Below are 20383 nucleotides of genomic sequence, written 5' to 3'. Positions count from 1 at the left end.
GCCCTTACACCGGCTTTGCCACCAAATTCTCCACCTTGACCCCGTCGCGGTCTTCGATGATCTCGGCGATCCATTGCCGGTGGCAATGGCGGTGGTCGCGCTCGTAACAGAGGATGCAGACCGGGCCGGATTTCCTGACCAGCGCCGACAATTCGTCGAGCTCTTCTTTCGCCTGTGGCGTCTTCAGATGCTTCGCATAGATCTTGTGAAGCGTGTCGAAGTGGCCGGCGCGAGCGGCGTCGCGGCCGTCCTTCGGCGTGCCGAGGCCGCGGAGATGCAGGTATGAGATGCCGCGCTCGTCTAGTCCTGCCGCCAGTTGGTTCTTGGAAAAGCCGGGACGGCGGGAGGCGGCAACCGCGCGCACATCCACCAACAGCTTCACGCCGGCCTGTTCGAGTTCGTCGAGCACGGAACTGGCCGGCGTCTGCTCATACCCGATGGTGAAGAGTTTTCTGGATTTGGCCATGGGGGCACCTGACTAGGCCACGCGCGCGATCAATTCCATTGCGCCGGACGGCGCGCGAACCTTGCCCTCGTGGATGACATAGGCGAAGACGTCGCGCGGGACTTTTTTCGCTTTTGCCGGATCGACGCGCGGCAGGTCGTCCGGTTCGCCGCCGTCGGCCCATAACTGCAGCCGCTTGGCCCAGGCATCGAGCTGTTTCGGCGGATAGCAGGTCTTGATCTCGTCATTGCCCTTCTGCAGCCGCGCATAGACGAAATCGCCAACGACGTCGGCGATCGCCGGATACTTGCCGTGTTCGGCAAACACCACCGGCGTCTCGAACCGGCGCAACAGCGCGACGAAATCGGGGACACAAAAACTGTCGTGCCGCACCTCGACCACATGGCGAAGCGCGCGGCCCTCGAGCTTGCGCGGCAGCAACTCGAGAAATTTGCCGAAATCCGCCCCGTCAAATTTCTTGGTCGGCGCGAACTGCCAGAGCACCGGACCGAGCCGGTCGCCGAGTTCCAGCACGCCGGAATCATAAAACCGTTTGATGGAATCGCCGGCCTCGGCCAGCACGCGGCGATTGGTGGCAAAGCGCGGTCCCTTCACCGAAAACACAAAACCGTCGGGCACCTCACGCGCCCATTTGCGAAAACTCTCCGGTTTCTGCGAACCGTAGTAGGTGCCGTTGATCTCGATCGAGGTCAGTTTCGACGCCGCGTATTCCAGCTCCTTCGCCTGGGTCAGCTTCTCGGGGTAAAACACCCCGCGCCACGGCGCAAAGGTCCAGCCGCCGACGCCGATATAGATGCGGCCCGATTGTTTCGAAGCGGATTTGGAGGCGGGGGTCTTGCTCACCGGTCACTCTCGTCGCAAAAGGGCAAAAGGGAATGTCGGGTGAAGCCTAAAGAAATCGGCGGGGATTGGCCAGTTCGCTGAGGCGTCGCGCCGGCGTTGCGGCGCCGCCCGCGTTCCCGCTGTTCAGGGGAGAAACGGCAGCTGTTGAACGGCTCAGGCCTTCGGAAAATCCTGGCGCATCGCGATTTCGGCGGCGTCAGCCGGCGACAGCACGTTCTTGTCGAAGGGGTCGGTGACGATGTCGTACAGCGAAATGCCCTTCACGGGCTTGGCCAGCAATTCGCGGATACAGTCGGCCAGCGTGCCCTTGAACACCAGATAGGGCTGGCGGCCGCCGTTGAGCCGCTGGCCGTTGAGCGACGGCCATTTCTTGAGGTCGGCGGGAGCGTCATAGATGATCCGGCAGCCTTCTCCAAACATGCTCAGCCTCGGCGCGCTTTATCCGTCCAATCTAGCCTGCCCCTGTAAACACTTGCTAAACGCCCACCCCCTTGCGAAACGCCCCGGCGGTCCCTATCTAGGCTTTAACGGCGACGTCGATGCTTGATAGCTCCGGCGCTGGGACGACCACTGAATAGCTCGGCTGCGCCGGATGTACGCGCGCCCTCTGTTCGTGGTCGTTGGCATTTCTAAAGCGTTTTCAAGCGAAGTGGGTACCGGTTCGCGTCAAGAAACCGCGTCCGATCAAAAATCCGGGCCGCTTTTCGCCGGTTCCCCACCGGTCTTTCGGGAACTCTGCCTTGGCATCCCCAAGGGCTATCGGATATACGCTGGCGGCATGAATGTCGCCATCCAACCGGGGCCCGTGAACCCGCCGCAGGCCGCTGGTTTGCCTCAGCTTTCGGTCGTCGTCCCCACCTTCAACGAGCGCGACAACGTCACCACGCTGTTTCGGCGGCTGGAAGCCGCGCTGACAGGCACGGCGTTCGAAGTCATCTTCGTCGATGACAATTCCCCTGACGGCACCTGGCAAGTCGTGCGGGCGCTGGCGCACGACGACAGCCGGGTGCGCTGTATCCGGCGGATCGGACGGCGCGGCCTCTCCGGCGCCTGTATCGAGGGCATCCTGGCGTCGAGCGCGCCATGCGCCGCGGTGATCGACGCCGACCTGCAGCACGACGAGACCCAACTGTCGAAAATGCTGGCGCTGCTGCAAGGCGGTGAGTTCGACCTCGTGGTCGGCAGCCGCTACATCGAAGGCGGCAGCGCCGACAGCTTCAACAAGCAGCGGGCAGGCGCCAGCGCGCTTGCTACCGAGGTCGCCAAGCGCGTGCTGCGGGTCAAGATCGCCGATCCCATGAGCGGGTTCTTCATGATCCGCAGGGATCGCTTCGAGCAACTGGCGCCGCAGCTGTCCACCCAGGGCTTCAAGATCCTGCTCGATATCGTCGCCACCGCGCGCGGCAATTTGCGCATCAAGGAAATTCCCTACAGCTTCGGCTCGCGGCTGCACGGCGAGAGCAAGCTCGATTCCATGGTGGCGCTGGATTTCCTCGGTCTCGTGCTGGCGAAGCTGACCCATGACGTGGTGTCGCTGCGCTTCCTGCTGTTTGCGATGGTCGGATCGATCGGCCTGATCGTGCATTTCGCGATGCTGTTTGTAGCGTTAGTCGCGTTTGACTGGCCGTTTGCGGAAGCGCAGGCCTGCGGGGCGATCTCGGCCATGACCAGCAATTTCATCCTCAACAATTTTCTCACCTACCGCGATCAGCGCCTGAAGGGGTTTGCGATCCTGCGCGGCCTGTTGTTGTTTTATCTCGTCTGCAGCGTCGGCCTGCTCGCCAATGTCGGCGTGGCGTTCTCGGTCTACGATCAGGAACCGATCTGGTGGCTGGCGGGCGCGGCCGGCGCATTGATGGGCGTGGTCTGGAACTACGCGATGTCCGGACTGTTCGTCTGGCGCAAGCGATGAACCTGCCATGAGTCCGAACGAGGCTCGGCTTGTCCGCAACACCACGGTCACGGTTCTGGCGCTGGTGGCGCTGCGGCTGGTCGGTGCGGCCTGGACGCCGCTGACCTTCGACGAAGCCTACTACTGGATGTGGTCGAAGCACCTCGCCTTCGGCTACTACGATCACCCGCCGATGGTCGCATTGGTGATACGCGCGGGCACCCTGATCGCCGGCGACACCGAGCTCGGTGTGCGGCTGGTGTCGATCCTGCTGGCATTGCCGATGAGCTTTGCGCTGTATCGCACGGCCGCGATCCTGTTCGGCGGCCAGCGCGTGGCGGCAACCGCCACCATTCTGCTCAACGTCACCCTGATGGCGGCGGTCGGAACCCTGATCGTGACGCCGGATTCGCCGTTGCTGGTGGCCTCCAGCTTTGTGATGTTTTTTCTCGCCAAGGTGCTGGAGACCGGACGCGGCACGTGGTGGCTCGCGGTCGGCGCCGCGGTAGGTATGGCGCTATTGTCGAAATATACCGCGCTGTTTTTCGGTCCCGCGATCCTGGTCTGGCTGGTGAGCGTCCCAAAACTGCGCCGCTGGCTGGTCTCGCCATGGCCCTATCTCGGCGGGGCCGTGGCGTTAGCGATATTCTCTCCGGTTATTCTGTGGAATGCCGACCATGGTTGGGTTTCCTTCGTCAAGCAGATCGGCCGGTCGCGGATCGAGGATTTCAAGCCGTCATTCATCGGCGAATTGATACCGACCCAGATCGCATTCGCAACTCCGCTCGTCTTCGTGCTGGGCGCGATGGGACTCTACGCGCTGCTCAAGCGCGACAGCGGCGCACTGGCCGCGCGCGCGTTGATCAATGCGATATTCTGGACCATCGTCGTTTATTTCATGTGGCATTCGCTGCATGCCCGCGTCGAGGCCAACTGGTTCGCGCCGGTTTACCCGGCATTCGCGATAGCGGCCGCGGTGGCCGCCCATCTGACGCGATGGGACCTGCGCCGGCAGCGCGTCGTCGATTTTTGCTTGCGGTGGGCCTCGCCGGTCGGCATCCTGATGTTTGCGCTCCTGATCGTGCAGGCCAACACCGGTGTGCTCTCGGGCTTCCGCCGTGATGCCACCGTTCGCAGCGTCGGCGTCGGTTGGCCCGAGCTCGCCGCTGGAATCGAGGCGGTGCGCGTCCGCACCGGTGCGGCGTGCGTGCTGGCGCCGGACTACGGCACCACGAGCTGGCTCGCCTTCTATTTGCCGAAGGACACCTGTGTGGTGCAGCCAACACAGCGTATCCGCTGGGTCAACATGCCGGAGCCCGATCCGGCGCAATTGTCGGGCAAGCTGTTATATGTCGATGAAGTGCGCAGCACCGTGCAGCCCTATGTGAAAGAGACGTTTGCGCGGATCGAGCGGGTCGCCGAGCTCAAGCGGATGCGCGGGCCGCTGACGATCGAAACCTTTGCGCTTGATCTGCTCGACGGCGCCAAGCGCGACGTGCTCGACCGCTCCCCGCCGCCGGAATTGCTGCAGTGAACGGCCCTTCGCCGGAGTTCAGGCCACGGGCCGCGCGGCTGATGGCTGCGCGGCCGACGGCTGGGCCGGCCTGACTTCCGAGAGCGTCTTGTCGCTCCTGTGGATCGCCAGCATGTTGATCCCGGCGTCGATGATCTCGTAGCCGCGATCTCCCAGCCATTGACGAAGTTTTGCGGCGTCTGTCTTGATCCTCTCGATCAGCATGATCGGGTGGCTTTGGTCGATGGTGCGGCTTGCGCCCTCCAACGCGTCCAATTCCATGCCTTCGACGTCGATCTTGATGAGGTCGACGCGCGGCAGATTGAACTCATCCAGTTTCAGTTCCCTGACCGCGACGGTATTCTTATAATCGATTGGCTGGCCGATGGACTCGTTGCCGTCGCGCTCGCGCAGCTCGAGGCTGCCGAAACTGGACGGAACCGAATAATTGGGATTCGGAATCTGCATAATTCCGCTCTGGGATGATACCGCGCCGTGCACCGCAATGGCGTTGAAGCAGTTGTTGATCGCGATATTGCCGGCAAGCGCATAGTAGACGCGCTCTTGTGCCTCGATGGAGAGGACCGATCCCCAACCCGTCATTGACGTCGCCCACTCGATGGTGTGGACGCCGATATTGGCGCCGCAATCGATCGCCACGACGCCGTCGCCGTGATGCTTGCGGCGAAGGGCAAGCAGGTCAACCAGCAGCTTGACTTCCAAGGGGTCGAAGGACGCTGTTTCCAGAATCTGAAAGCCCACGCCATAGCCCTGCTGCGGACCGACCATGTGATAGTCGAACCGGTTAACAATCAAGGTGCCGTGATTGGACGAAGCCAGCACAAAGGCCAGCTTGCGGGCCACGCTCTGCATTGGTGTCTCCTGAAGGCTGGGGAAGCACAGCGAACCGCAAACGAATCGCCTTAATGCGGAGCTTACAAACACTTCGCGCGGGCGGCCATGGCTTGGCGGTTCTTTCCCATTCTTCCCGGGCAAATGGGGGTGAGCCGCCATTTCCGGATTGGCATGCATACCCGCGCAGCCCAGAACGGGTGGCGAAGTTACGCGTCCCGGATGCGGCGCAGCGCCTCTTGCGGTGCGCTGCTGATCCGGGGTCCAGTCGCTCAATAGTCGAGCTGTGGGTCCCGGTTCTGCGATGCACCGCTGCGCGCTGCATCGCAGAACCGGGACATGAAAACTCGCGTATGACGGTCCGAAAAAATCTCCGCCCTCTGTCGGCCCGACGTCCGGCGAGTTCAGCCGCAACGATCACGCCTGATCGAACACCGCGACGATGACGCGGCGTTCAATGCGTTAACGCGGAAAGCTGGCACAATCTGGCATTTTTGGGGCGGCTTACTCCGTAAATGTGCGGGCTCTGCCCGTGCATTTACGTCTCAAATTGGGACTGCCCGACAACGCCCTGCACTTAATCCGCATTTAACTAAAAGTCGCCTTAATGATGCTCCGCCCCTCTGCGAGATGCTTCGTCGGAACTTCGGCTGATCATCTCGCGCGGATCGGTCTTCGAATGTGCCCGAGGAGGGCACTCCGTCGAACGCCGGCCGCAGGGGCAACAAGGTGGAACCAGTCTGGATGCGAAGCGGATGAGTACCAGTACAGTTGCGTATTACAATTTCGCGGCGCCCGAACCCAGGAGATCAGCCCCGAAAGCCAGCTCGCAGAGTTTTTTCGCCAGCGCGGCGGTCACAGCTCTCGTGCTCGGCTGCGCCTGGACCGTCTATGCCAATATTTTTGCGGCCAGCCCCTATCCGCAGCTCGGCAACGCGGGCTCCGATGCAGTTTTGATGAGGCGTCCGGAGAGTGTTGCGGTCCGCAACGCGCCGCCGGTCGTCGACAACACCCGAACGGCTCGGCTCGAAGCGCGGCCACTGATTTCCGCACCCGCAACCATCCCGTCGGGTCCCTCGCTTTCGTTCGATGACCGATTTTCGGCCGCGGCGCGGCAAGGCGTCGCGTCCGTCGCGCCGGCCGAAACATTGACGCTTGCGGATGCGTCTCCGCCAATTCGAGCGCCGAAGCAGGCAGAGGCCGCAAAGCCTAAGGAAGTTTCGCCGCCACCGGTGCCGGTTCGAATGGCCGCGATCGCGCCGGCCCCGCGTCCCGCCGAATCTCAGCCGGCGAAGACGCCGGCAACGACGGTGCGCGACATGGCGCAGCGCGCCAAGGCGGCGGTGATGTCGCTCGCCTCGAACGACAGGCAGACGATCGTCGAAAAACTCTGGGGCAGGCCGCAACCGCAGCCGCACGGGCCGTCGCTGCTGTCGTTCGCGTCCGCCGACGCCAGCGTGACCGGCAGCCTCGGCCCGACACAAAATCCGGCGCTGGCGGGCAACACGCCGCGCTACGATCAATCGACCGCGGTCTACGACATCTCCGCGCATACGGTCTATCTGCCCGACGGCACAAAACTTGAGGCGCATTCCGGCCTTGGCTCGAAGCTTGATGACCCGAGCTCCGCCAACATCAGGATGCGCGGCGTGACGCCACCGCACATCTACGAACTGACGCCGCGCGAGGCGCTGTTTCACGGCGTGCCGGCCTTGCGGCTGAACCCGATCGGCGGCGAGGAATCGATCTATGGCCGGTCCGGCCTGCTGGCCCATACCTTCATGCTCGGCCCCAACGGCGATTCCAACGGCTGCGTGTCGTTCAGGGATTACAACGCCTTCCTCAATGCCTACCGCAACCAGGGCATCAAGCGACTCGCGGTGGTCGCACGGGTGGATTGAAGGCGGGAGGCGGACATCGCGCTTCCGGGCTTGATGTCGTGCTGCATATTGGCCCGTTATTCCCGGGCGACGCACAGCGTCGAGCCCGGAATCCATAACCACGAGCATCTGGGCTCGCGCTAAGAGGCGTCCCTGGAATGACAAAAAAACCCCGGCATCGCTGCCGGGGTTTTGCATTCTTGGATAACCGCCTGAACGGATGGATCAGAAATCCATGCCGCCCATGCCGCCGCCCGGAGGCATGCCGCCACCGCCGCCGCCGGCGTTCTTCTTCGGCAGTTCGGCCACCATGGCTTCGGTGGTGATCAGCAGAGCCGCGACCGAAGCCGCGTTCTGGATCGCCGCACGGACCACCTTGGTCGGGTCGATGATGCCCTTCTTGACGAGATCGCCGTATTCGCCGGTCTGCGAGTCGAAGCCGTAAGCATAGGCCTTGTTCTCGAGGATCTTGCCGACGATGACGGAGCCGTCCTCGCCTGCGTTGATCGCGATCTGGCGGGCCGGCCAGGAAAGTGCCTTGCGCACGATCTCGACGCCGGTCTTCTGGTCGTCGTTCTTGGTGCGCAGACCCTTGAGTTGCTCGGAGGCGCGCAGCAGCGCGACGCCGCCGCCCGGTACGATGCCTTCTTCCACGGCCGCACGGGTCGCATGCATCGCGTCGTCAACGCGATCCTTGCGCTCCTTGACCTCGACCTCGGTCGCGCCGCCGACGCGGATCACCGCGACGCCGCCCGCGAGCTTGGCCAGACGCTCCTGCAGCTTCTCACGGTCGTAGTCCGAGGTGGTTTCCTCGATCTGCGCCTTGATCTGCGTAACGCGGGCTTCGATGTCGGCCTTCTTGCCGGCGCCGTTGACGATGGTGGTGTTCTCCTTGTCGATCATCACCTTCTTGGCGCGACCGAGCATGGCGAGCGTGACGTTCTCCATCTTGATGCCGAGATCTTCCGAGATCGCCTGGCCGCCGGTCAGAACCGCGATGTCCTGCAGCATGGCCTTGCGGCGATCGCCGAAGCCCGGCGCCTTGACGGCGGCGACCTTCAGACCACCGCGCAGACGGTTGACGACGAGGGTAGCGAGAGCCTCGCCTTCGACGTCTTCCGCGACGATGACCAGCGGCTTGCCGGTCTGCACCACGGCCTCGAGCAGCGGCAGCAGCTCGTTGAGGTTGGAGAGCTTCTTCTCGTTGATCAGGATGTAGGCGTCGTCGAATTCGACGCGCATCTTGTCGGCGTTGGTGACGAAGTAGGGCGAGATGTAGCCGCGGTCGAACTGCATGCCTTCGACGACATCGAGTTCGGTTTCGAGCGACTTGGCTTCCTCAACCGTGATGACGCCCTCATTGCCGACCTTCTTCATGGCGTCGGAGAGGAACTTGCCGATTTCGGCATCGCCGTTGGCGGAGATGGTGCCGACCTGGGCGATTTCCTCGTTCGAGGTGACCTTCTTGGAGTTCTTGACGAGGTCGGCGACGACGGCTTCCACCGCCATGTCGATACCGCGCTTCAGATCCATCGGGTTCATGCCGGCGGCGACCGACTTGGCGCCTTCACGGACGATCGCTGCCGCCAGAACGGTCGCGGTGGTGGTGCCGTCGCCGGCCGCGTCGGCCGACTTCGAAGCGACTTCGCGCACCATCTGGGCGCCCATGTTCTCGAACTTGTCCTCAAGTTCGATTTCCTTGGCGACGGTGACGCCGTCCTTGGTGATGCGGGGAGCGCCGAACGACTTGTCGAGCACGACGTTGCGGCCCTTGGGGCCGAGCGTCACCTTGACGGCGTTGGCGAGAATGTCGACGCCGCGCAGCATGCGGTCGCGGGCATCGACGCCGAATTTGACTTCTTTAGCTGACATATTGTTGCTTCCTTGAAATCTGGATTGCGGGAAAAGGCGCTTAAGCGGCCTTCTTCTTGGCGGCGGGGAGGTCGGTGAGAACGCCCATGATGTCGCTCTCCTTCATGATCAGCAGCTCCTGGCCGTCGAGCTTGACCTCGGTGCCCGACCACTTGCCGAACAGCACGCGGTCGCCGACCTTGAGGTCGATCGGGATCAGCTTGCCGGCTTCGTCGCGGCCGCCCGGACCGACGGCGGTGATTTCGCCCTGCGAGGGCTTTTCCTTGGCACTATCCGGAATGATGATGCCGCCTGAGGTCTTCTCTTCGGCGTCGATGCGCTTGACCACGACGCGGTCGTGAAGCGGACGGAATTTCATGCAGTCCTCCTAAGCTTTTGAAGATGTTGTCGAGTTTCTGAAAATTAGCAGTCCCAGCCAGCGAGTGCCAGCCTAGGCGAAGTGGACATAAGCCAGACTTGTGTGGGGAACAAGAGCCTTTAGCAGAAAAACTGGCACTCAAATATGACGCCTGCCAATTTTCTCCGTCATCGTTAACCAGCCGGAACAGAGCGGGAAACCCAGTATTAGCACGTGCGGTAAGCTGCTGCTAACGCACCCTTTTTCAACAGATCGTTAAACATTTAGGCTTGTGATGGGTTGGTATCGTGCGTCACATTTCTCTCATGTGAGCGCATCTCCACCGGGTGGCTCCCGGTCGGCGGCCACTTTGGAAAATGCGCTCCAGCAATGGAGGTTGGCATGGTCTCGCGGGTTGGGGTTTCCGAAGACTTCCGGAAACAGGTGCTGGGTTATGGGCTGACGACGGCGGAGATTCTTTACCGGATGCCCGATCATCCCTCGCTGTTGCAGACATATGTCTGGCAGAACTACGATCTGTTTCCGAACTTCCCCGTGCTGAAGGATTTTCTCAGCTTCTGGCAGCAAAAGCTCGAAGGCCCGCTTTACGCCGTCACCGTCGCCCATTCCAAGCTGATCAAGCCCGCCGAGCTGCGCGCCGTCGATGGCGTGTTCCGGCTGCACTGAGACAGAGATAGACGCAGGATAGCTTGTAGGGTGGGGCAAAGCGTAAGCGTGCCCACCATCTCCACCGATGGTGCATGCGGTGGGCACGGCGCGAGTGCGCCTTTGCCCACCCTACAAACGGCGATATGTGCTAACCTTTCCTCATCGAACGGAAAGGGGAGGACGTCAATGGCCAAGCAGAAGCACAAATCGCGGGCCGCGGCCCGCAAGCCTGCGCAGAAGAAATCGCCCGCGCGCAAGAGTGCTGCCGGAAAGACCGCCGCGAAATCCACCGCCCGCAAGAAACTCAAGGCCAAGGCGCGCACGCCGGCGCCGGTCAAGCGCGCCCGTCCGAAGCAGCGCATCGCCATCAGCCATCATCGCGACGAGGATTTCAAAGCCGACGGTTTGCGCACTTACGCGAAATACCGCGATCTCGGCATCGCCGAGGCAAGCCAGGGCCTGGCGCGCGCGCATGTGATCCGGCTGATCGGGCCGTGCGATCCGGCCGAAGTTTCAAAGCTGCATTTCCACGACGTCGACTTTCAGATGGTCTATGTCCTCAAAGGTTGGGTCAAAACCTACATGGAGGGGCAGGGCGAGACGCTGATGAAGGAAGGCTCGAGCTGGACCCAGCCGCCGCGCATCAAGCACCTGATCATGGACTATTCCGACGACGTCGAAATGCTCGAGGTGATCCTGCCGGCGGAATTCAAGACGGTCGAACTCGGGGCATGATGCATCCGCGCCTCGAGATGTGCTCAACGCGCAGCCGGACTTCCCTCCATCAGGCTTGTCTGATTCGGGCTTGTCTCAATCAGGCTTGGGCGGCATAGCGATCGTGAGGCGCGACTACCGTGAAGACATCGACTGGCTGCGCGCCATCGCCGTGCTGGCGGTGGTCGCGTTCCATTTCGAGGCGCCGGCGGTGTTCGGCGGTTTTGTCGGCGTCGACATCTTCTTTGTGATCTCGGGCTATCTGATCACCGGGATCATCCAGTCCGAGCTGCAAGGCGGCACGTTTTCCTTTGCGCGGTTCTACGAGCGCCGGGTGCGCCGGCTGCTGCCGGCGCTGTACGCCATGGTGGCGCTGACGGCGATCCCGTCCTTCCATTATCTCCTGACCTCCGAACGCGCCGAGTTTTTCCGCTCGGTCGCGGCGGTCGTGACCTTCACCTCGAACTTCTTCTTCTGGTTCCAGACCGGCTATTTCGACCACGCCGCGGTGGAGAAGCCTTTGCTGCATACCTGGTCGCTTGCGGTCGAGGAGCAGTTTTACCTGGCGCTGCCGCTGATGCTGTGGGGGTTGGCGCGCGTCGCCGGCCGCCGTCTCGCGCTGTCTGCAGCGCTCGGCGCGCTGACGCTGGCATCTTTCGCGCTGAGCATCTGGCTGATGAATTCGGACCGTTCCGCCAACGCCTTCTTCATGAGCCCGCCGCGGGCGTGGGAATTCCTGATCGGCGGCCTCGTCGCAACCCCGGGCTTTCCGGTGCTGCGTCACGCGCTGGCGCAACAGATAGCCCGCGGCGTCGCGCTGGTGCTGATCGCGATCCCGATCTTTTCGTTGCGCCAGGGGCCGGGCTTTCCCGGCTTCAATGCACTGGCGCCTTGTGTCGGCGCGGCGGTGTTCATCTGGAGCGGCATCGGCGTGCCCACGCTGAAGCGCAATGCCGCTTCGCCGCTCAATGTCGCCAGATTTTTCGGACAGATTTCATATTCGCTGTATCTCTGGCACTGGCCGCTGTTCACCTTCGCGCGATTTTCGAAGAATAGCCTGGTGTTGGATGCCACCGACAAGGTCGCGCTGTTCGCGCTGACGGTTGCAATCTCGTATTTGTCGTGGCGGTTCATCGAACAGCCATTCCGATCGAAAGCCCTGGCGCCGACGCGGCGCGCCGCGTTTCAGGCCGCGGGCCTTGCGAGTGTGGTTCTGCTCGCGGGTAGCGCCCTTGGAATCGCGCTGAGCCGGACCCCGTCGGAAGCCGACCGCGCCGCGCTGCAGCTTGAGTCCTACAATGCTTATAATCACCAGCCGCTGTATCGCTTCGGAGACTGCTTTGCGCCGGTGAGCGGTGTGTTCGGCGATTCCTGTCTCGCGCTGGCAGCCGGCAAGACCAATTGGCTGCTGTGGGGTGACAGCCTGGCCGCGCATTATTTCTACGGGCTGACCAAGACAACCAATCCGCAAGCCGTGAACATTCTGCAGGCGACACAGGCGGCCTGCATGCCGACGCTTAACGCGGCAGCACAAGGCAATGCGTCCTGCCGTAGTTTTGCCGCGCAGATGGAGGCCTTCTTTCGGGACCGCAGGCCCGACCTCGTCATCATGTCCGCGGACTGGCTGGAATACGCCCGCCCGCCGCGCATCGACGGCATGATCGCCGATCTCAGGCAAACGATTTCCAAGCTCAATGAACGTGGCATCGCCGTGGTATTGCTCGGTCCGGCCGTGCAATTCAGGGCGCGGCTGCCATCGATGCTGATGCGTGCGCATCTGCGTTCTATCGAGGCGCGGCCCGACGACTTCGTGCTGCCGGAAATCTTTACACTCGATCAGACGATGAAAGCCGCGCTGCCGGCGCAGGCGAAATTCGCCTACATATCGGTGGTCGATGCCGTCTGTCCCTCGCGGCAATGTCCGCTGACGGTCGACGGCGGCATTCCGCTTTCCTGGGATCATGCCCATCTCACCGCGGAGGGATCGTCTTACGTGATGGGCAAGGTGGCGCCGATGCTGGGGGCAGGGAAGTGACGCGTCACGTCAGCACCCCGACGATCGCGCCCATCAGGCAGGTCGTCAGCGTGCCCGAGACGATCGATTTCAATCCGAGCGAATGGATCTCGTCGCGGCGCTGCGGCGCCATGGTGCCGAGACCGCCGATCATGATGCCGAGACTGCCGAAATTGGCAAAGCCGCACATCGCATAGAGCATGATCAGCCGCGAGCGGGGATCGAGCGCGTCGGCGCCGAGTTTCGACAGATCGACATAGGCAATGAGTTCGTTGAGCACGGTCTTGGTGCCCATCAGGCCGCCCGCCGTGATGGCCTGCGGCCATGGCAGGCCCATCAGCCAGCACACCGGCGCCATCGCGTAACCGAGCATCCGCTGCAGGGTGATCCCGGCGCCGCCGGCATTGGGCAACAGCCCGAGCAGCGCATTGGCGAGATAAACCAGCGCCACCAGCACGATCAGCATCGCGACGATGTTGAGCAGGAGTTCAAGGCCGGCCGCCGTGCCCTTGACGATCGCGTCCATGGTGGAGGAGGCGTGCAGCTCCGGATCATTCAATGCGCCGCCGGTTCTGACGTCGCTGATCTCCGGCACCATGATCAGACTGACGAGAATCGCCGCCGGCGCCCCGAGCACCGAGGCAATGACAAAATGCGCCGCCGAATCCGATATCAGCGGCGCCAGCAGCGTGGCGTAGAGCACCAGCACGGTGCCGGCGATCCCCGCCATGCCGCCGGTCATGACCAGGAACAGTTCGCTGCGCGTCAGCTGCGCGAGATAGGGCCGGATGAACAGCGGCGCTTCCACCATGCCGAGAAAGATGTTGGCGGCGGTGGACAGGCCCACCGCGCCGCCGACCCCGAGCGTGCGCTCCAGAAGCCAGGCCATGCCGCGCACCACCGGCGGCAGCACCCGCCAATAGAACAACAGCGTGGTGAGCACGCTCATGACCAGCACCACGGGCAGCGCCTGGAACGCCAGGATGAAATCCGCGCCCGGCGCCTTCAGGTCGAACGGCAGCGCGCCGCCGCCGAGATAGCCGAACACGAACGACGTGCCGGCGCGCGAGGCGGACGAGATCGCGCCGACCGCGTCGTTGATGGCGCCGAACGCATGCGCCACGAAAGGCAGTTTGATGAGAGCCACGGCGGTGAGCAAAGTGACGGCGAGGCCGATGGCCGCCTGCCGCAACGAGACCGCGCCGCGGTTTTCGCCAAACGCCCAGGCGATCGCCAGCAACGCAACTACGCCGAACGCCGATTGCAGTTGAAGCATGATTCCCCCGAAGCCGAGGGCGATTATGGCAGTGGCGCAGATCAAAGCGCAATGCCATGCGCTGCCGTCATTGCGGCCATTGACAACACCGCGACGGTCGGCCACCGATCCACCATGTCCTCCACGATGCCGGCGCCCGGCGGCACGCTCCTCAAGCAAGGCGCGTTTGTTTTCTTCCTGCTGTCGCGGAGCCTTTCGCGCTTCTCGAGCCAGATCGCCGGCGTCGCGATCGGCTGGCAGGTCTATGATCTCACCGGCAGCGCCTTCATGCTCGGCATGGTGGGGCTGGTGCAGTTTCTGCCCACTGCGCTTTTGGTGTTCGTCGCCGGACACGCCGCCGATCGTTACCAGCGCAAGCGCGTCGTGCAGCTCTGCCAGCTCGCCGAAGCGCTGACGGCGCTGTTTCTCGCCTGGGGCGCCTATGCGGGTTGGCTGACCGTGACCGAGATATTCATCGCCACCGCGCTCTTGGGGACAGCCGGCGCGTTCGAAAGTCCGGCCACCGCCGCGCTGCTGCCGCTGATCGCGCCGCAAGGCTCGCTGCAGCGGGCGACCGCGCTGTCGAGCGGCGCTGCCCAGGTCGCGACCATCACTGGCCCCGCGCTCGGGGGCCTGGCTTATGCCGTGTCGCCCGGTCTGCCCTATGGCATCATGGTGGTGTTCTGGCTGCTGGGCATGTTGTTTACCGGCGCGATCCTTGTCGCCCAACCCGTCGCTCTCAGGGAGACGGCAACGCCAGGCGATATCTTCGCTGGCGTCCGGTTCATCCGCGGCAATTCCGCCATCCTCGGCACGATCTCGCTGGACCTGTTCGCGGTGCTGTTCGGCGGTGTCACCGCGCTGCTGCCGATCTATGCGCGCGATATCCTGCAGGCCGGTCCCATGGGACTTGGAATTCTGCGCGCCGCGCCCGCGGTCGGCGCGCTGCTGATGACCGCCGTGCTGGCCCGACGCGCGATCCGCCGCCGCATCGGCATGCGGATGTTTCAGGCCGTCATCGTCTTCGGCGTGGCGACGGTGGTGTTCGCGCTGTCGCAGTGGATGTGGCTCTCGGTTGTGGCGCTGGCGGTATTGGGCGCGGCCGATACCGTCAGCGTGGTGATCCGCTTCTCGCTGGTTCAGCTTTCGACGCCGAACGAGATGCGCGGCCGCGTCGGCGCCGTGAACTTCCTGTTCATCAACGCGTCCAACCAGCTCGGACAGTTCGAAAGCGGCGTCACCGCCGCATTGTTCGGCGCGATGCCGGCAGCGGTGCTCGGCGGCGTCGCGACCGTCGTGACCGCGTTGTTGTGGATGAAACTGTTTCCGACGCTGCGCGACGTCGAGCGGCTGGAGTAGGGGGCAGGCGTAATTGCCTGCGACAAACACGAAGCGTTTGCGCAAGGGAGCGCAGCGACGAAGCAATCCACACCTTCCGTGCGGATGGATGGATTGCTTCGCGGAGCCTGTCATCGGGCGGCGCTTTGTGCCGACCCGTTGGCTCGCAATGACGGCGGTGAGGGGGCTGCCTACCCCCGTCCGACGAACGGCATCTTGCTTGCCATCACCGTCATGAACAGCACGTTGGCGTCGAGCGGCAGGCTGGCCATATAGGCGACCGCGTCGCCGACCGCCTTGGCGTCCATGCGCGGCTCCGGCATCTTGCGGCCGTCGGGCTGCAGCACGCCGTCGACCATGCGGTCGGTCATCGGGGTGGCGGCATTGCCGATGTCGATCTGGCCGACCGCGATATCGTAGCCGCGGCCGTCGAGATTGGTGGCCTTGGTCAGGCCGGTGATGGCGTGTTTGGTCGAGGTATAGGCCGATGAGAACGGCCGCGGCGCGTGCGCGGAGATCGAGCCGTTGTTGATGATGCGGCCGCCGCGCGGGGTCTGGTCCTTCATGATGCGGAACGCGTGCTGCGTGCACAAAAACGGCGCGGTGAGATTGGTATTCACCACCGCCTGCCATTGCGCCAGGCCGAGATCCTCGAACGGCACCGGCGGCGCGCCCATGCCGGCATTGTTGAAGAGCACGTCGAGCCGGCCATAGACGTTCATCACCTTGGCGAACAGAGCGGCGATCGATCCGGGATCGGCCATGTCGGCGGACACCGGCAGGCTCTTGCCGAGTTTTTCGCCGAGCTTCTGGGTCTCTTCCAGCTTCTCCAGGCGCCGCCCGGCGAGCACGACGGTGAAGCCGGCGCCCATCAGCGCCAGCGATGCCGCGCGTCCGACGCCGGTGCCGGCGCCGGTCACCACCGCGATCTTGTTTTTGGTTTCGGTCATTTGCTTCCTGCCTTGTTATGTCTTTGGAGTTTCGGTCTTGTAGGGCGGTCGTGGGATATTCTGATGCGCCGCGCGCAGCGCCGCTGACCAGCGCGAGCGCAGGTCGTGAAAATACGGCTCGCCGGCCTCGATGCGGTGATTGAGGTCGGCGTCGCAGACGTCCGATCGCACTACCAATACGTCGATCGGCAGGCCGACGCCGAGATTGGAGCGCATCGTCGAATCCATCGAGATCAGGCTGGTCTTGAGCGCTTCATAGAGTTCGACATCGTAATGCATGGCGCGGTCGAGCACCGGCTTGCCGTATTTGTGCTCGCCGATCTGCAGGTAAGGGGTGTCGGTGGTGCATTCGATGAAATTGCCGGCCGGGTAGACCATGAACAGCCGCATCCGCGACCCCTTGATCTGGCCGCCGAACAGGAACGACACGTCGAAATTGATATCCTCGGACTGCAGCGCGGTGCCTTCGGTGGCGTGCACGGCGCGGATCGCTTTGCCGATGCGTTGCGCCGCCTGGAACATGGTCGGCGCGTTCAGCAGCGTCTCGATCTCGCCGCTGTGCGGATCCTCCAGCCCCTCGGTCAGCGTCGACAGCACCGACTGGCTGATCGCAAGATTGCCGGCGCTCGCGATCGCCATGACGCGCTCGCCCGGCTTTGAAAAGATGTGCAGCTTGCGAAAGGTCGAGACATTGTCGAGCCCGGCATTGGTTCGGGTGTCGGCGATCATGACCAGCCCGTCCCGCACCAGCACTCCGCAGCAATAGGTCATTTTCGTATCCCCGATGCGCATCGACGGCGCGCAAATTACTAGCCAATTTCGTTGGGGGCGTCCAACCCCATTCCGGTGTTCGAGGTCGTCCCGGCCCGCCAGCGTCTTGCTATCGGGCCCCTCCACCGCGACGGCCACCAGGGAATATTCTTCGCCAGCATCACAATTCGATTCGGGTTTCAAACAACAGGCAGCCGTCATTGCGAGCCAACGGGTCGGCGCAAAGCGCCGCCCGATGACAGGCTCCGCGAAGCAATCCATCGTACCGCACCAAGAAAGAATGGATTGCTTCGTCGCTTGCACTCCTCGCAACGACGGCAAACACACCTTCTCGATCCCGCGGCGCGATTCGCGCGGGTTGTGCCGAAAACTTCCCGCCCTCTCGACAGAGGGCGCAGGGAATGCCGGGCGCCCGATGCGCCCGCAGCCGCGCGTGTAGTGGTAGTAAACACGCGCGTTAGTCACCACGGTCACACCGGAAACACCCGGCATTCCCCGCGCAATGGTTTTAACGGTTTGCTTCGTGCTCTCCCCGGCGACCGGGCTTGTTTGCCACCGTCGCCCCTGAGAAGCTTGCTTCCCAGGAACTTGACGCCAGCGTCGGGGCGTCAGGACCACACGACTTCACCGTCCGCGCCCGTCCTCACAAAAGCCACTCGACGGTCTTGGTACCAGTCCCGCCGAAGCTTCAGCGAAGGCGGATCAGCGCCGCTCGTCTCGCGTCGCTGCCGCGTCCACCGCATTCCGTGCCCAACGTCCGTGACGATCGCGATACGCCCCTCTGGCGGGCCGGAACAGTGCCGAAATAGCCACCGGTCGAGGGCGGATGAAAGCGGAATTTTTTGCGTTGAAGGACTGGACAGCCCAAATCAGATTGAATCGGTTACGCAAATTCCGGTTTACGCGCACGCGGTTTGCGGAGATTTCGATCCGTCAAACCAGGCGTCGCGCGGAAAAATGATCAGCTGATTTGCCCGACGGGCAAATCAAGCGCGGCGGTGCAGGCCAGCCGGAGCATGCAGCGCAAGCGGTTAGAAACCACGGAAATTCTGCGTGAGCGGCGGACGTCCGCTTTGGTGCGTATTGCGGACTCATGTCGGACATCGCGCGAGGTCCGAAAAGTACCGATAGCGGACTCATGCGATGGAGCATTTGGCCGCACAGCCAATTCTAAAACGAATATTCCAATCCGGCAGTAGCTCCTTGAAAGAGCACACCTGACCCGCAATTGACACCAAGTGCACGCACAGTCGACGGCATCGAAGAAGAAGTTTGCTGGATCTGTCCAGGCGCCAAAGCAACGCCGTCGAGCCATAGCGCTTCGTAGCCCACCTTTAGTGCCAGCCCCTTGCTAACTTGATATTTCAACTGCAAGCCGGCTTCGCTGACGAAGGCGACGTGGTTCGTCGTGGCTTGCGATGGGTACACCACCTTCTCGAGGCTGACCCCGGTTGACTGCAGGGCATTGTTATCAAATATTCCGGTCTTCATCAGTCCGTGAAGCGAAAAGCGACCAAGCTCCAGCATTTTTGCATCCACGCCGATTTGGACGCCATAAAGGTTGTTCGTCGTGCGCGTATTCCAGAAGGGGGGGTAATTTCCTGCTGGCCCACCCGGTGTGATCTGAAAAATATTGAAACCATAATTCTGCTTCCATGTAGGTGCGGTGAGATCTGCGGGGGGCAATGTACCCTGAAGATTGTCATTCAGTTGGAGCCAGCGGAACCCGGCCAGCATGGTCACTTGGCTGGAGAGATCCAACCGCCCGTTGGCCTCGGCATTATAGAGGTTCGTGGTGGATTTCCATTCCATTGCTTGGTACGGGAAATCTTGAGTTTGCCAGAAGCCGGGAGCCTTCATCACCAGCCAGTCTGCAGGACTGTCGGGGCCGATGGCTTTGGTGGCGCTCTGGTTGAAGATGTTAAAATACGACAACTCCGCACCGTAGCCGGAATCACCATGGTAAATTAGGCTTATTTTCGGTCCGGCGGAAAACCCTTGTTGGAACTGGTTGCTGTTGAAAGCTTCGGTGCCGGGGGCGGTTGACGTAAGGTAGAACGGTACGACGCCCGGCACTCGTGCAACGAGCGTTTGATTGACGCCGCCAAAACGGCCCAAGACGATAGCCTCGGCTGAGACAGTCCATCGCGGAGTGCTGCTGCTGGTCAACTGGCGTTCGGGAAGACTCCGAGTTGGGTGCAACCCTTCGCCCGATTTGCCGAATGAATTATCTTGGTCTCCGGCCGAGGCAGTCATCGGCAGAAATAGCGTGGCGAGCAGAGTGAAGAGGAAACAGCTGGCGACAAACCGATGTCTATTGCGAAACGATCTAAAAAGAGTTCTCATGGGTTTGTCGCCGGCCGTTCGAGTTCGCCAAGCGTTTGCCCTTCGATAAGCCATCCTGGCGGGTCGCCGTTACCGTAAACGGCGAAAGTTCGATTCCATTGCACCGAAATCGAGAGCGTCCGCGGAAGGTCGTGGCCCATCTGAATTCCTCAGCCTCCTGGGACGTGTCCGTCGAACACGGTCGCGACCTAAGGTCGCTAAGTGATTCGCGCCGCTAACGAGTTGCTCCAAATCAATCCCGGCCAAGCTCTCGGTCGTCGGTCGCGAATAACACAGGCTCGGATCTGAACCGAAGATGCGCCCAGGCCTATCGACGGGATGCTCAAGATCTCAGGAAGTTGGCAACGCAACCACCGCGTCCGCTATCGAGACATTCTCAGGACGACACTTGTCCGGTTTCGTTTGTCACAGGCGGATGCAGCCTTACAGTAGTCCACCCGACAGGTTAAAAAAATACGTTGCCGCACGTCGGTCCGACGACTTCACTCAGGACCGTAATACTACGGGGAGACAGGGGTCTAGCGCATACGGTCGCGATGATTGAGGTGACTTGCGATGTCTCCTTCGGGTCCAGGCTGTGTGAAAACACCATCAAATGATATGATTCTCCTGCGATTTGGCCGGAGGATTCGATGACACGCTTTGTCGTTGGCGATGACCGCAGTCAGAGCA

17 protein-coding genes are annotated in these 20383 nt (G+C 62.4%); 7 read left to right on the top strand and 10 right to left on the bottom strand.

Going from position 1 to position 20383, the window contains the following annotated elements:
• Positions 1 to 4 precede the first annotated feature (4 nt).
• From E8A46_RS01265 to E8A46_RS01255, 3 genes are all read right to left on the bottom strand, one after another.
• The gene (locus tag E8A46_RS01265) at positions 5 to 466 is read right to left on the bottom strand and encodes a DUF488 domain-containing protein (protein ID WP_291556383.1); all 462 of its coding nucleotides are present in this window, start codon (positions 464 to 466) and stop codon (positions 5 to 7) included.
• Positions 467 to 478: 12 nt separating this feature from the next.
• Entirely contained in the window at positions 479 to 1309 is an 831-nt protein-coding gene (locus E8A46_RS01260) for a DUF72 domain-containing protein (protein ID WP_291556381.1), read from the bottom strand.
• 153 nt (positions 1310 to 1462) lie between these two features.
• Positions 1463 to 1729 carry a hypothetical protein gene (locus tag E8A46_RS01255; RefSeq protein WP_291556379.1) on the bottom strand — a complete coding sequence of 89 codons (267 nt, stop codon included), beginning with the start codon at positions 1727 to 1729 and terminating at the stop codon, positions 1463 to 1465.
• Between the two features lie 358 nt (positions 1730 to 2087).
• Here E8A46_RS01255 and E8A46_RS01250 point away from each other — a divergent pair, with 358 nt between their 5' ends.
• Positions 2088 to 3221 carry a glycosyltransferase family 2 protein gene (locus E8A46_RS01250; RefSeq protein ID WP_291556377.1) on the top strand — a complete coding sequence of 378 codons (1134 nt, stop codon included), beginning with the start codon at positions 2088 to 2090 and terminating at the stop codon, positions 3219 to 3221.
• Between the two features lie 7 nt (positions 3222 to 3228).
• On the top strand, positions 3229 to 4734 hold the full coding sequence (locus E8A46_RS01245; protein ID WP_291556375.1) for a glycosyltransferase family 39 protein: 1506 nt from the start codon (positions 3229 to 3231) through the stop codon (positions 4732 to 4734).
• A gap of 18 nt (positions 4735 to 4752) precedes the next feature.
• On the opposite strand, the gene E8A46_RS01240 is transcribed toward E8A46_RS01245, so the two are convergent.
• Complete coding sequence (locus E8A46_RS01240; RefSeq protein WP_291556373.1) at positions 4753 to 5586, bottom strand: FkbM family methyltransferase; 834 nt, start codon at positions 5584 to 5586, stop codon at positions 4753 to 4755.
• Positions 5587 to 6320: 734 nt separating this feature from the next.
• On the opposite strand from E8A46_RS01240, the gene E8A46_RS01235 reads away from it, so the two are divergent.
• A complete protein-coding gene (locus E8A46_RS01235; RefSeq protein ID WP_291556371.1) occupies positions 6321 to 7466 on the top strand; it encodes a tlde1 domain-containing protein in 1146 nt (381 codons plus the stop codon).
• Positions 7467 to 7670: 204 nt separating this feature from the next.
• Here E8A46_RS01235 and groL read toward each other — a convergent pair whose 3' ends face one another.
• Both groL and E8A46_RS01225 read right to left on the bottom strand, forming a co-directional pair.
• Positions 7671 to 9317 (bottom strand): chaperonin GroEL, encoded by a 1647-nt coding sequence (gene groL / locus E8A46_RS01230; RefSeq protein ID WP_291556369.1) that lies wholly within the window; start codon positions 9315 to 9317, stop codon positions 7671 to 7673.
• A gap of 40 nt (positions 9318 to 9357) precedes the next feature.
• Positions 9358 to 9675 carry a co-chaperone GroES gene (locus E8A46_RS01225; RefSeq protein ID WP_291556367.1) on the bottom strand — a complete coding sequence of 106 codons (318 nt, stop codon included), beginning with the start codon at positions 9673 to 9675 and terminating at the stop codon, positions 9358 to 9360.
• Between the two features lie 381 nt (positions 9676 to 10056).
• Between E8A46_RS01225 and E8A46_RS01220 the strand changes: the two genes are divergently transcribed.
• The 3 genes from E8A46_RS01220 to E8A46_RS01210 all read left to right on the top strand — a co-directional run bounded on the left by E8A46_RS01220 (position 10057) and on the right by E8A46_RS01210 (position 13072).
• On the top strand, positions 10057 to 10341 hold the full coding sequence (locus E8A46_RS01220; protein WP_291556365.1) for an usg protein: 285 nt from the start codon (positions 10057 to 10059) through the stop codon (positions 10339 to 10341).
• Positions 10342 to 10509: 168 nt separating this feature from the next.
• Positions 10510 to 11058, top strand: a complete 549-nt coding sequence (locus E8A46_RS01215; RefSeq protein WP_291556363.1) for a cupin domain-containing protein — start codon at positions 10510 to 10512, stop codon at positions 11056 to 11058.
• Between the two features lie 103 nt (positions 11059 to 11161).
• Positions 11162 to 13072: an acyltransferase family protein gene (locus E8A46_RS01210; protein WP_291556361.1), complete on the top strand. Its 1911-nt coding sequence runs from the start codon at positions 11162 to 11164 to the stop codon at positions 13070 to 13072.
• 4 nt (positions 13073 to 13076) lie between these two features.
• Here E8A46_RS01210 and E8A46_RS01205 read toward each other — a convergent pair whose 3' ends face one another.
• Positions 13077 to 14327 carry a nucleoside transporter C-terminal domain-containing protein gene (locus tag E8A46_RS01205; protein WP_291556359.1) on the bottom strand — a complete coding sequence of 417 codons (1251 nt, stop codon included), beginning with the start codon at positions 14325 to 14327 and terminating at the stop codon, positions 13077 to 13079.
• Between the two features lie 114 nt (positions 14328 to 14441).
• Between E8A46_RS01205 and E8A46_RS01200 the strand changes: the two genes are divergently transcribed.
• A complete protein-coding gene (locus E8A46_RS01200; protein ID WP_291556357.1) occupies positions 14442 to 15665 on the top strand; it encodes an MFS transporter in 1224 nt (407 codons plus the stop codon).
• Between the two features lie 170 nt (positions 15666 to 15835).
• On the opposite strand, the gene E8A46_RS01195 is transcribed toward E8A46_RS01200, so the two are convergent.
• The 3 genes from E8A46_RS01195 to E8A46_RS01185 form a co-directional block, all read right to left on the bottom strand.
• Entirely contained in the window at positions 15836 to 16594 is a 759-nt protein-coding gene (locus E8A46_RS01195) for an SDR family oxidoreductase (RefSeq protein ID WP_291556355.1), read from the bottom strand.
• Positions 16595 to 16609: 15 nt separating this feature from the next.
• Positions 16610 to 17365 (bottom strand): proteasome-type protease, encoded by a 756-nt coding sequence (locus E8A46_RS01190; protein WP_291556353.1) that lies wholly within the window; start codon positions 17363 to 17365, stop codon positions 16610 to 16612.
• Positions 17366 to 18535: 1170 nt separating this feature from the next.
• Entirely contained in the window at positions 18536 to 19483 is a 948-nt protein-coding gene (locus E8A46_RS01185; protein ID WP_291556351.1) for a BBP7 family outer membrane beta-barrel protein, read from the bottom strand.
• Positions 19484 to 20383 lie beyond the last annotated feature (900 nt).

The organism is Bradyrhizobium sp. (genome assembly GCF_004799445.1).
Taxonomy (GTDB): Bacteria; Pseudomonadota; Alphaproteobacteria; order Rhizobiales; family Xanthobacteraceae; genus Bradyrhizobium.
Note: the sequence above shows the minus strand (reverse complement) of the source record. Positions and strands in the feature narration are given on the sequence as shown.

Bases quoted from the DNA above. Each gene is read 5' to 3' on its own strand.
- E8A46_RS01245 (WP_291556375.1), top strand. From the start codon at position 3,229: ATGAGTCCGAACGAGGCTCGGCTTGTCCGCAACACCACGGTCACGGTT.
- E8A46_RS01215 (WP_291556363.1), top strand. From the start codon at position 10,510: ATGGCCAAGCAGAAGCACAAATCGCGGGCCGCGGCCCGCAAGCCTGCG.
- groL (WP_291556369.1), bottom strand. From the start codon at position 9,317: ATGTCAGCTAAAGAAGTCAAATTCGGCGTCGATGCCCGCGACCGCATG.
- E8A46_RS01190 (WP_291556353.1), bottom strand. From the start codon at position 17,365: ATGACCTATTGCTGCGGAGTGCTGGTGCGGGACGGGCTGGTCATGATC.
- E8A46_RS01250 (WP_291556377.1), top strand. From the start codon at position 2,088: ATGAATGTCGCCATCCAACCGGGGCCCGTGAACCCGCCGCAGGCCGCT.
- E8A46_RS01220 (WP_291556365.1), top strand. From the start codon at position 10,057: ATGGTCTCGCGGGTTGGGGTTTCCGAAGACTTCCGGAAACAGGTGCTG.
- E8A46_RS01205 (WP_291556359.1), bottom strand. From the start codon at position 14,327: ATGCTTCAACTGCAATCGGCGTTCGGCGTAGTTGCGTTGCTGGCGATC.
- E8A46_RS01265 (WP_291556383.1), bottom strand. From the start codon at position 466: ATGGCCAAATCCAGAAAACTCTTCACCATCGGGTATGAGCAGACGCCG.
- E8A46_RS01240 (WP_291556373.1), bottom strand. From the start codon at position 5,586: ATGCAGAGCGTGGCCCGCAAGCTGGCCTTTGTGCTGGCTTCGTCCAAT.
- E8A46_RS01255 (WP_291556379.1), bottom strand. From the start codon at position 1,729: ATGTTTGGAGAAGGCTGCCGGATCATCTATGACGCTCCCGCCGACCTC.
- E8A46_RS01225 (WP_291556367.1), bottom strand. From the start codon at position 9,675: ATGAAATTCCGTCCGCTTCACGACCGCGTCGTGGTCAAGCGCATCGAC.
- E8A46_RS01195 (WP_291556355.1), bottom strand. From the start codon at position 16,594: ATGACCGAAACCAAAAACAAGATCGCGGTGGTGACCGGCGCCGGCACC.
- E8A46_RS01235 (WP_291556371.1), top strand. From the start codon at position 6,321: ATGAGTACCAGTACAGTTGCGTATTACAATTTCGCGGCGCCCGAACCC.
- E8A46_RS01200 (WP_291556357.1), top strand. From the start codon at position 14,442: ATGTCCTCCACGATGCCGGCGCCCGGCGGCACGCTCCTCAAGCAAGGC.